Here is a 10791-nt window from a genome sequence, read left to right on the forward strand (position 1 = left end):
ATTAAGCAATTTCAAACGTGAAGGTAAAAAAGTGATTTCACCCTTAGGCTGCATAAACAGTTCCAGTGCTTCCCCACGGTCTATGCCATACAGATCCATCGCAGCTTCGTGGGCAAAGTGAACACAGTTGTAATTTTCCTGATCGTATTGCCGGTCGAGTAAATGATCATGACCTTTCATAACGCCCCCTTGAGACCGGTGAAGCGATCCAGTGAGAAGATGTCGCCAGTCTTGGCGGTATTCAATCGCGGTGACTCCGCTTTAAATGTGACTGCCTTGTGGTCCAAGGCCACGCCTGAGAGTTGCAGCCCAAGCAGGTAATACATCGGTGTATCGAGATTGTCCGAGCTATAAAGCCGGTAATTTACCGTTGGCTTGATATCGGGGTATTGCCCCTCCATCACCCGCTCAAACTCATCCGGCAGCACATCACCCAAGCCTGATATTGAAATCGTCAAGGACTGGTCCAGATCACCCAGCATGCCCGAACGCTGAATCTCGGCAGGCAGATATTCATAGAACAACTGGCTGTCATTCTCCTTGTGCCGGACATAAACACCCTGATCATCATTCCGGACCACCCGATAGGTATTAATGAATGACGGATGTGTCAGCTCGATACACTCCAGCTGATAAATGTCGACCGTACGATTGAGAAAGAACTTTGCATATTCCTGATCCATTACACCACCCAATCTTTAATTAAGGCCTGATCAGCAGCCAGGTTTTTCTGATTCTGTACGACCTCCAGCTGGGCATTGACCCGGTACAGGTTGCCGTTGACCTCATTGGTTTTAAAAGTACCTGGCATGAAGTTACATAGGTATTGCTGTCGTGTCCCCTGATCAATAACCAGATCCACATAGAAGGATGCAGGCTGACTTTGGTAAACACGCCAAAAGGCCATCATTTTATTGAAGTCGACTTTGCTTAAACTCCAGTTCACATCGACTATGTGGCTATTACGTTTTACATCGATGTAATAACGGCCACGCCCTCCATCAAACTGCTGGCGTTTCACATCATCACCTAGTGTCACGCCATAGCCACTTGTTTGAGGATTAAGTTTTAACTTATACATAACTTTCCTTCAGGTAATAAAAAAGCGCCTATTGGCGCTTTAAAAAAATAAAAAATTTCTCATAATATTTTCTAAAAAGACAATATTATTTAAATATTCTAAATTTAGCTGATACTAAAGAATAATCATCAATAGGACCACTCTTCTCAATTCTCTTTTGTAAACTTGCACTAAAAGCCATCGGATTATTCATTGTATTAATAGAAAATTTAGGTCTTTTTTCCCAAAAATCATATGCACCATCTGACATGATATTAACTACTAACTCTTTATTTTCATCAACGATATCTTCAGAACTAAGAAATATATACTGATATTCAAGGTTGATTCGAGTTGATAAAGCAGTGGTTAAAATATTTTTACCTGGCATCTTTTTTAATTGACGCTCAGTATATAATCCAGCATCTAATAACTTTTGATGTTGGGTATGGTCTTTAGTATATTTAATTAGCTTATGTTCATTCTTTAAATATAATCTACTATCACCAACGTGAATGATATGGAGACCACTCTCCTCAATAAAGCCTAAAGTAAGGGTTGTGGCAGCTTGGTAAAATTCTTTATCAGTATTTTCAAGCTCATGCAATTTATCTTTAAGTTCTAGTAAAACTTTTTCAACACTATCTTGTTCAGGAATTTTATGAATTCTTGCAAAAAACTCAATTGCTAACTTTGATGCATAATTCGCTCCCTGATAAGAACCAACCCCATCTGCAATTGCAAATACATATCCATTACCCTTTCTTAATGGTAGGAGTATGGCATCTTCATTTGTTTTTTCTATTGATTTAGAATGAGAAAATGCAGCTACACTTATCAATTCAAGCATTTTTCATCTCCTGATAAATAGGCATAAAAGCATCTAAAATCTGATTAATAGACTGAAATCTATGGGCAGGCATGTATTCATGGCACTTATGAATGATAGATGATAATTTCCGCTCAAGAACTGCATCGTTATAACACACATATTCAATGAAAGTTCCAATAGCATAAATATCTGTAAAGTTATTAAAAACTCCAAAAGCAGCTTCTGGCGCCATAAAGCCTGGCGTACCCATTCCTTGTCCAATTTGGGTTAAGGGTGTAGAGCCTGGATTAGAGACCGTGCTTTTTACTAAACCAAAATCAGCTATTTTATATGTACTTCCAACTTTCACCATATTTGATGGTTTAATATCTCGATGTAATAAATGTTGCTGATGTATATGACTCATACCTAAGAGCAAATGTAAAATACACTCTAATTTTTCAGCAGTGGGAAAATTTCCACCTAAAATAAGTTTTTCAACATCTGTCTCACCCAGTTCCATAACAAACCAAGGTTCAGGACTCTCCAAATCACAAATATAGATTGATACAATATTAGGATGACAACATCTTGCTTGTAAGTGACCTTCCCGTTTAAATCTATTTCGAAAGTTTTCTATCTCTCTCGCATCAGATTTCATTGTTTTCATTGCATAAATGCCACATAGGTAATCTTTTTGATTATAGACTTTGACTTTTTGAACAACTCCAAAAGAGCCACCTCCCATATCATCTATTGATTCTATTTTATAACTACCCCGATATAACATCTTAAAATCTCAAAAAATAAATATAAAATAGCTTTTAAATAATTAATTTCCAATCTATTTTAGAAATAAATTTTATAATTTAGAAAAACTAAATATTAATAAACTTATTTCTAAATAATATTTAATTTTGAACTATCTTAAACAATTCAAACAAATATTCAAATTTGGGTAAATCTATCTATTACCCTGAAATAAAATTTAAAGAAACCACCTCGAAAGGTGGCTTCGCACAATTAACGATTACGCCGTGCAGTCGTGTTGGTCGAAATGGCTCGACTGATCGGCGAGTTAGGTTCCTTGATTTGATCACTCACAATTTTCGGTACCTCACGTGGCAACTTCTTATCTAACTCATCTTTTACAATAAGTCGAACAGTATTTTCATCCAGTTGCTCTGCCTCAATCGCTACCCCTTTCACCTGGTTCACAACTTCAATTTTAAAGTTGATCGTAGGTGCTGTTGGCTGAACTGAAGCAATCGCCTCAGCCTGTGGCCGTGCAGAGCTGCCCAGAGTGAAATCATGGACATCCTCAAGATTAGAACGATCCTGAACCAGTCCATTTGGTGAGAAGTAAACTTTGCCATCATGATACAGATCCGAACCTGTAGAGATCTTTGGAGTCTCTGCAGTCTGATTAGCCTTATAGATAATCTGATCTTTTCCAGCTTGATTAAAAATGTCAGATTTCTTCTGGCTTTCCATAAAGGCATTTGAGCTCATCAGTGCACGGCGCATAATATTGTCAGCTGAGTTGTTTTTGAGGAGTGCTTCAGGATTCGCACTCTTACGCATACTCTCAACTAAATTAACACCACCCCAGCGTTTAATATCATCCTGTGACCATACGATCTCGCCCTTGTGAACAGATCCGGCAACCTCGTATTTACCACCTTTACCCGTATAACCGCCCTCAGCAAAGCCTTGATCCTTGATTGCTCGGATATTACTGATAATGCTGGCACCTTGAGCAATCGCCCCTGCAATTAATGGCAAGTTTTGAGGAAAACCAACCTTGGCAGCCTGAGCAATATTCTGTTGAATCGCAATACCGGCTGCTGCAATTGCATAGGCTTTATCTGCAGCAAACATGATCTTATAAGCTTTGGATTGCTCACCGAACATAGAGCCGAATATCGGGGTGGAACGTTAATAATTAATCGTTTGGTTTCCCCTCGATAGACTTTCATCAAGGCTTCACAGATTTCTAAGTGGTGCCAGTTTTGCATCCACTTATATCCACGGCGCTCTTTAAACATGTACCTGGTGAAAAAATATAGATCTTCCTGCGCCTCAATCTGGATAGCTTGATCACGTGCCGGATCAGTACTCATCCAAGACCTCCTTACGGGCTTTTAAATATTCTTCTTTCGTTACTGGAGTATTGGAGTTCACCGTCTGAAGTGGTCCTCCACCTTTTCCAGTAATTTCCTGACGATTAGTAAACTGTCCGCCTAGATCCTTTGCGGCTTGCTCCAGAATCTTTAACTGCAGTTTTACGTTCTTCGTCTTTTCGAGTTGTTTCTGATATTGCTTTAAACGGTAATGTTTATTCGCAATGGGGATATCAATCAAACCCTCATCAAACTTAGATCTTGTTTCATCAAAAAGTTCGACATACTTCTTACTCAGATTACGGCCCGCAACTTTTGTTGGATCGTAGGATGCACATTGCATGCGATCTACATCAAGACCAAACTCTTGTTTTACCAGATCTGCTACTTCCTGAGGTGTATCACGGCACGCAAGAGCTTGAACTATAAAAATTTTCACAGGCTCTTTTAAGGCTGCCATATTCACCTCTTTGTATGACTACGTATAACAAGATGGCCAAAAAAAGAGCCAAACGGCTCAACTGATAATGCAAGTACCGCAGCACTTGGAAATATTTACATCATTTACAAACGGCGCTTGCTTCGCCACTTCAACAAGTCGCTTCACGTCTTCGCTTGCTCCCCATCGTTTGATCACGCCGACAAACTCTTCAACATCATGGCCAGCAAGATAATGTTTAGGCAGGCCTGTCATATCGCTATAGATCGGCTCACCGTCTTCCGGATCTCGCTCAACTCCGATGTGGTAAAGCTCATGTTCGATCAATGCACAAAAGTCCCGATCAGAGGCTTGTTCACAAAAACTGGCATCAATGGTAATAAGATAAACTGGGACATAACCGAACCAGTCTCGCATCTGCTGTTCTTGTCTTGCTTTACGCCAGCCTCCCTGGTTGAACATCACCTTTTCACACTGGCCTAGCACCATACGCTTTTTGGCGACACATGCTGATGATGCCCATGCAAATGCAAGGAAATCTTCGCTCTCGTGGATGAGCTCAGCAATATGGTCATGATCCGGGTTATGTAATAGTCCACCAATGGTTAGAAAATTCTTTACCACCCAATCCATGAGATCCGGCGCAGGTGCAAGGCGTATTGCTTCCTCGTTGTCTGCCTGGTCGATCAAGTCAGTCGGTGGAAATGGTCTGATTTGGCTCATTAAATGTATGCCTCTTTAAATTTTTAAGCCATTGTTGTGTAAAGTTAGCTTGGATCTGTAATGGCCCCGCTTCATTTATCTTAAATCTTGCGGCTGACTCTAAACGAACGATAGTAAATCCCATTTCATAGGCGGTGGATTCACGATCAGCATCATGAGAAAAACATTTTCTTTTCCTGCCTGCTGACCAAGGTCCACCTGCTATTTCAACTAGGATTCGATACTCAATTAAAAGGAAGTCAAAACGCCAGTGTTTGGTTGATTTAAACTGGAACAACGTTTCATATTTAATTTCCAAAATCTGTAAGGCTCGTTCCATATCCTCAAAAGCTTCTAAATATTTTTCACTGGCTTTCGGCAAGGGCTTGTTTCGCGGCTTCTTTTTATGTTCACGTTTTCTCGTGAGTTTAAAATACTTGTCGATGTCCATTCTTTCACCCGTATGTCACGGTGGCATTTCAATTTTTTTTATTTTTCAAAGACCAAAAAAAACCGCACTTTTGGTGAAAATGCGGGCAGAAATCAAATATATACATTGAGAATGTAATGTAACTCACTATAAGTTATATAAAATTGATTTGCAAAATATATCTAACTCAATCTTTAAAATTATTTTGATCTCTATAATCTTGGCTATTGAAGTAAGCAGCGATATCTTCAGTTGATTTGGTCTTTGAAAAATTGGAAAGCAATTTTCTAATTTCAGAATCAAAATTGATATCAGGAGGAAGATCTTTAAATTGGCGTGGCTTTCTTCTTACACCACCTTCCGTAACATTCTCAACCAAGCTCGCCAGCCAAAGAATAAACTCATCTGTGTGGCTATGGTGAGGTATGAGGCTTAGATCTAAATTAACTTTCCGATCCATACAATTTTTAAAACTGTCTTCCACATCAATGAATTGACATTGAAGCTTTAAATCCGTGTCCTTGAGTTCTTCTCTAAGCTGTAAAAATATTGAGTCCAATAATCTTTGCGGATTAGTTGAAAATTTATCCTCCTCTTCAAACTTAGAATATATATTCTCAGCAATTTTCAAATATTGAGGCATTTTACATTTCCTTTAGAATAATTCTATAAGTTTCTGTGACTTATCGACATTAGACTAAAAGCATATTGAAAAGTGTAATTTTTAATCAGCAACTTGTAATCTGTTATATATGTTTGTTTCAGATAGTAAAAAGCTCGCATAAGCGAGCTCGAACTTATTTTTAATTTCGAGTAGAAGATTCCATGCGTATCTCAATAACATCATCTGTTTCCTCTTCAACATAACGCAAAATAGACTCAATCCTGCGTTTTTTAAACCTTTCTAAAGCTGAGTCGATTTTAGCTGTAATTAATGTTTCTTCTTCTTGATCTAGATCAGGAATATAATCAACCATTGATTTCACCCATTGATACTTTTTCAGAAATGAAAAATTGTATCAATATTATCGGGGTAAAAGTCTGTTCAAGTTTCTTTTGCTTTTGTAAGAGAACATCTAAATTTGGACAATAAAAAACAACCGAAGCTGGGCATAAAAGAAAACCCCCCGAAGGAGGTCTTAATATCCTAATCTTGTAATGCGCTCAATAAAAACGCCAAGTCAGTAGAACTCTCCAAATCAACAAAAATACTTCCTGTACTAGAGTTGGATGTGTGGAGAGTATCTATAGCAACTCTTACAGAGCCACCTCCTTGAGGAAATATTTTAACTGATACTATATGATTTTTATTAACATAAATATTTTCTTCAATTTTGATTAACATTTTTATCCCCTTATTATTGGAAATAAATTTATACCACAAAAAACAAAAAAGCCCATCTTTCGACGAGCCATCTTTTTCTAAGCATTAAATTAAGATAAATAGGGATATTTTTGAGCTAGATGTTTATTGGCTATTACTGTTGTCTCTGCATAAGGCACTTGCGCACATAGCCAAAACCTGTATGGCTTACCTTCAACAATGTATGTCTGGCGGTTATACGATGATTGCTTGGTAGCATCAATTTCGCTTGCTTCAAAATAGGTCCCTTCTCGGTTGGTCACAACCACACCGTCCAGATCACCACCAACACAAATATTCATCATAATTATCCGTTAAATTATGATTCACAGCTTAACACATAAAGTATAAAGCCCCGCTAATAACATGTGTGTCAGCGGGGCTTCTTGTGCCGAAATACGCTCGGCCAGTTGACTCGCATTGCGCTGATGCGAGCGAGGGTTTAATAATTCATGATGATAAGCTCGCCACTAGTTTTTTGCTTTGCTGCCTTATCTTTACCGATGGAATATTTAAGGGATGTACTTTCCATTCGAAAGCCATCAAATATTTCGCGGATTAAAGGATGATCATTAATTGACAGCATTACTTTCCCTTTGCAATTCTTCATTTTATTTGCCAGCAATTTATATTGTTCTATAGGGAAATCGATCCCATAGCCTGCTGTATCTAAGTAAGGCGGATCTGCATAGAAGAAAGTGTGTTCACGATCATAACGATCAAAACAGTTATCCCAAGATAAGTTTTCTACATACACGCCATTCAAACGTAAATGAGCAGCGCTGAGGTTTTCTTCAATCCGCAAAAGATTTAAGCCACGATCAGTGGTTGCATAACCAAAGGTCTGGCCAGTAACTTTGCCACCGAATGCATGTTGCTGAAGGTAGTAAAATCGCGCTGCTCTCTGAATATCAGTCAGCGTTTCGGGTACTTTTAATTTTTCCCATTCAAATATCTGGCGGCTTGTAATACACCACTTAAATTGCCGTATAAATTCTTCTAAATGATTTTGTAGAACTCGATACAAGTTGATCAGCTCGCCATTTAAATCATTAATGACCTCAGTCTTGGCCGGTTCTTCTCGCATAAAGAACAATGCAGCGCCTCCGCTGAACAGCTCAACATAACAGGAATGATCTGGAAATAATGGTAGCAGGTCTTTAGCTAGTCTTGATTTTCCGCCTTGCCATGGAATTATTGGTTTATTTTTCATTTATCTGGATACCGCTTTATTATAAAAAATTAAACATCTAACCCTACATTTCAACAGTTAGATCTATTTGCCGGAATCCATTCAGCTCTAATCCTCGTTTATTTGCTCTTGGTTCGGGTGGCACCCCCCTTTACTTACATAATTTTGCTCCTATTTTTTAGGTATAAAAAAGCCCGCTTTTAAGCGAGCCTTGGAAATCTTTCAGGGCGACCAATCAATAAAACGCCCATTTTAGAAATACTTATACTGAACCGTTCTGTTTATGTCAAGCAAGTGAAATTTCACTTGATTCAAAATGAAACGATCTGGCCAGGCTGTCTCTAATACAATATTCCCAATTTTCGATAGCTGCCTCAGCAATTAACTCATACGGCGCATATCGTTCTGAATATCCTGACTTCGTAACATTCAATTTTGCGATCGTAATTTTCTCATGCAGTGTATATGGACGTTTTCCCGATCCCCCGCATTTTTCACAGAATTTGGAACCGTCTGGAAAACCTTTGTCATTAAACAATTCAATCTTACCTAACCCTTGGCATGGGCTACACATTGCCTTAGTAAATAACCGGCCGCGCAATACCACCTCAGCAATCCCTTTGGCCACATTTGTTAAGTCGCCCTGGCAATTATTGGGTTTAAAATTCTTCTTGATCATTTCCTTGTGGATCTTACTGGCTAGAACATTTCGCACCCGGAAAAAATCTGCAGAGTTAATCTCCCCTTTCTTAAATTCCACCTTACCAGGTATCTCATCAATACGCTTTTTGACTTCTTTGCCGTTAATGATATTGGTCTCATAAATTTTCTTGGATTCAGTCACCAATGCAATGCGCTCAAAATCAACTCTCTCAATAAGCAGCTCTGCCCATTTCTTAGCTTGAGCAGGCATCAATGCAATTTCTCCTAAAACTACATCCTTTGTTATTTTCCCTTTACCGTTAGATTGAGCGATCGCAAGTCGTAATAATTCTAAAAAATCAAATTTTTCAATTAACATTTCTGTGTACCTATATTTCTGTGATGCTTATCCCATGCAATGTATGCATGAGATGTTTTTTGGTGCGATAGCTCGCTAACTTTCTGGTTGCTGCTGACTTGACATCCTCAACGATAAAATCACCGGTAATGATGTAATATGTAAAATCAGCAAAATAACGTAATGCTGGCTTTGCCCGTTTTTCTCCCTCTATCTTGGTTTTTGGTGCAAGTTCAAATTTTGTGTGATGTTCTAATCCGAATATTTCACCCCGCTGTTGCATCGCTTTGAGCTCGATATACCGCCTGTGCTCTTTTTTGCTATCAAACGTAATACCGTCAAACTCTATCTTTTGAGCGTAAAACTTGTTGCGTTTAGCAGTCTTAGGCTTGTTTTGCTGTTTAAGAATTTCACGGCGATACTGATCGATGCTCATTGAGTTCATGCAGTTTTCACCCATACCATGCATTCAAGGCGCTTTGAGAAGTAAACACGCACGCCGTGTCTTTTGCGAAGCTTACGGGCACGTTTTCGGCAAATCGGGCGTTCATTCAGCATTGTGTTCACTGGCTTTGCTCCCACCTCACATCATTAAGGCTTGGACGAAAAACAACTACAGCACAGCCAAACGGCGCATTTGTTTTAGAACCGCCAAATTTCAATCGGCCGCGTATAAAATGAATTTCGCGATTAAGACAATGAGACTGCCACCAGCCAACATCTGTCCGCGCAGGCAGTAAAGCTACTACTGTGTACCCTGCATTTGCTGTTTCAACTGCCTTCTCGATCCATAGACTAATTTCACGTCCGTAGGGCGGGTTCATCCAGCATGTACCTGTCCATTCTTGTGATAGACCATCAATTTCAGGTGTAAAGTAACGCTCACATTTCGCATTCTCTGGTAAAGCACATACATCCAAATCAAAATCAAAAATTGCATTTAATTTGTCAAAGAAATCCTGTGGCGTTGCCCATACATCAGTGCGGTCTTCAGCCAAGCCGAATAATTTACTTTTCGCCATAGAATTCATTGGTTCTCTCCCGCTCGACGGCTCAAATCAGCCAGTGCCAATACTTCATTTTTAAGTTTATGTTCAGTGTTGTTGTGAAATGCGCTGATCACCTGCCGAACAACGATAATTTCGTAGTGCGGACGGCGTTTCATTTTGGCCATCTGAATTAAAAGAAATCGGATATCTGAGTTCGATAGGGTTATGCTCATGCTGCATTCCCCTTGTGTTCATTGCTGATGTTGATCAGATACTCAGCCCATTTCTTGAGGTTTGCAGGTTCTTTAAGCATTGATTCCAAACGCTTAGCCAGTTGCTCATAGCTTTCGTTTCCAATTGAATATTTAGCAAACTCAGGTAAACGGGATAACTTGCTTGCAAAGAAATGTCTTTGTTTATCAGTCAGCGTGTCTTTGGATTTAGCTGGTTGCTTCTGGTTCGGTTGAGATGAGTTTTTCAAACGGTTCTGTTTTGCTTTCGCTTCAAGTAACCAGTTTGCAAAGTGATAAATCATGAGTTCATCACACATGCTCTTTTCCGCATTGAATAATTCAAATGCTCTTAGCTCACGGTTGAACCAGGTTGATGAGATGATTTCGTTTGTATCAATCTCAGGATTTGCTTGAGCAATTTCCAAACTCAATTTTTTTGAACAAAGCCA

16 protein-coding genes and 4 pseudogenes are annotated in these 10791 nt (G+C 39.1%); all 20 read right to left on the minus strand.

All coding sequences use genetic code 11. From position 1 onward, the window contains the following. Positions 1-180 (minus strand): annotated as a pseudogene (locus tag ACINWC323_RS01190) (hypothetical protein); the annotation flags it as partial. Beyond that, entirely contained in the window at positions 177-683 is a 507-nt protein-coding gene (locus ACINWC323_RS01185; RefSeq protein WP_009515770.1) for a DUF1833 family protein, read from the minus strand. The pseudogene ACINWC323_RS01190 and the gene ACINWC323_RS01185, both read right to left, overlap by 4 nt. Then, on the minus strand, positions 683-1081 hold the full coding sequence (locus ACINWC323_RS01180; protein WP_009515769.1) for a hypothetical protein: 399 nt from the start codon (positions 1079-1081) through the stop codon (positions 683-685). Before ACINWC323_RS01180 ends, ACINWC323_RS01185 begins: the two co-directional genes overlap by 1 nt. An 85-nt stretch (positions 1082-1166) precedes the next feature. Further along, positions 1167-1910 carry a PP2C family protein-serine/threonine phosphatase gene (locus tag ACINWC323_RS01175; protein ID WP_009515809.1) on the minus strand — a complete coding sequence of 248 codons (744 nt, stop codon included), beginning with the start codon at positions 1908-1910 and terminating at the stop codon, positions 1167-1169. Beyond that, on the minus strand, positions 1903-2661 hold the full coding sequence (locus ACINWC323_RS01170; protein ID WP_009515781.1) for a serine/threonine-protein kinase: 759 nt from the start codon (positions 2659-2661) through the stop codon (positions 1903-1905). The genes ACINWC323_RS01175 and ACINWC323_RS01170 overlap by 8 nt, the downstream gene beginning before the upstream one ends. Positions 2662-2894: 233 nt before the next feature. After that, positions 2895-3803, minus strand: a pseudogene (locus tag ACINWC323_RS20580) (tape measure protein); the annotation flags it as partial. Continuing rightward, positions 3791-3994, minus strand: a pseudogene (locus tag ACINWC323_RS19940) (hypothetical protein); the annotation flags it as partial. The pseudogenes ACINWC323_RS19940 and ACINWC323_RS20580, both read right to left, overlap by 13 nt. Continuing rightward, on the minus strand, positions 3984-4454 hold the full coding sequence (locus ACINWC323_RS01160; protein WP_009515805.1) for a DUF2280 domain-containing protein: 471 nt from the start codon (positions 4452-4454) through the stop codon (positions 3984-3986). The pseudogene ACINWC323_RS19940 and the gene ACINWC323_RS01160, both read right to left, overlap by 11 nt. A gap of 57 nt (positions 4455-4511) precedes the next feature. Further along, positions 4512-5156 (minus strand): putative metallopeptidase, encoded by a 645-nt coding sequence (locus ACINWC323_RS01155; RefSeq protein ID WP_009515771.1) that lies wholly within the window; start codon positions 5154-5156, stop codon positions 4512-4514. Next, positions 5125-5586 carry a hypothetical protein gene (locus tag ACINWC323_RS01150; protein ID WP_009515788.1) on the minus strand — a complete coding sequence of 154 codons (462 nt, stop codon included), beginning with the start codon at positions 5584-5586 and terminating at the stop codon, positions 5125-5127. The genes ACINWC323_RS01155 and ACINWC323_RS01150 overlap by 32 nt, the downstream gene beginning before the upstream one ends. A 166-nt stretch (positions 5587-5752) precedes the next feature. Continuing rightward, positions 5753-6208, minus strand: a complete 456-nt coding sequence (locus tag ACINWC323_RS01145; protein ID WP_009515794.1) for a hypothetical protein — start codon at positions 6206-6208, stop codon at positions 5753-5755. Between the two features lie 160 nt (positions 6209-6368). Beyond that, positions 6369-6542, minus strand: coding sequence for a hypothetical protein (locus tag ACINWC323_RS20295; protein WP_009515778.1), 174 nt, complete (start codon positions 6540-6542; stop codon positions 6369-6371). Between the two features lie 170 nt (positions 6543-6712). Further along, the gene (locus ACINWC323_RS01135; RefSeq protein ID WP_009515798.1) at positions 6713-6910 is read right to left on the minus strand and encodes a hypothetical protein; all 198 of its coding nucleotides are present in this window, start codon (positions 6908-6910) and stop codon (positions 6713-6715) included. 89 nt (positions 6911-6999) lie between these two features. Then, positions 7000-7230: a hypothetical protein gene (locus ACINWC323_RS01130; RefSeq protein WP_009515792.1), complete on the minus strand. Its 231-nt coding sequence runs from the start codon at positions 7228-7230 to the stop codon at positions 7000-7002. A gap of 140 nt (positions 7231-7370) precedes the next feature. Continuing rightward, positions 7371-8141: a DNA adenine methylase gene (locus ACINWC323_RS01125; RefSeq protein ID WP_009515800.1), complete on the minus strand. Its 771-nt coding sequence runs from the start codon at positions 8139-8141 to the stop codon at positions 7371-7373. A 265-nt stretch (positions 8142-8406) separates the two neighbouring features. Then, positions 8407-9141, minus strand: a complete 735-nt coding sequence (locus ACINWC323_RS01120; RefSeq protein WP_009515803.1) for a hypothetical protein — start codon at positions 9139-9141, stop codon at positions 8407-8409. Positions 9142-9151: 10 nt separating this feature from the next. Further along, the gene (locus ACINWC323_RS01115; RefSeq protein ID WP_032881772.1) at positions 9152-9565 is read right to left on the minus strand and encodes a DUF1064 domain-containing protein; all 414 of its coding nucleotides are present in this window, start codon (positions 9563-9565) and stop codon (positions 9152-9154) included. 118 nt (positions 9566-9683) lie between these two features. After that, positions 9684-10151, minus strand: a complete 468-nt coding sequence (locus tag ACINWC323_RS01110) for a DNA N-6-adenine-methyltransferase (protein WP_032881768.1) — start codon at positions 10149-10151, stop codon at positions 9684-9686. After that, positions 10148-10342, minus strand: a complete 195-nt coding sequence (locus ACINWC323_RS0119415; protein ID WP_032881770.1) for a hypothetical protein — start codon at positions 10340-10342, stop codon at positions 10148-10150. The genes ACINWC323_RS01110 and ACINWC323_RS0119415 overlap by 4 nt, the downstream gene beginning before the upstream one ends. Continuing rightward, positions 10339-10791: pseudogene (locus tag ACINWC323_RS20190) on the minus strand (helix-turn-helix domain-containing protein); the annotation flags it as partial. The gene ACINWC323_RS0119415 and the pseudogene ACINWC323_RS20190, both read right to left, overlap by 4 nt.

The organism is Acinetobacter sp. WC-323 (genome assembly GCF_000314615.1).
In the GTDB taxonomy this organism is placed as follows: Bacteria; Pseudomonadota; Gammaproteobacteria; order Pseudomonadales; family Moraxellaceae; genus Acinetobacter; species Acinetobacter courvalinii.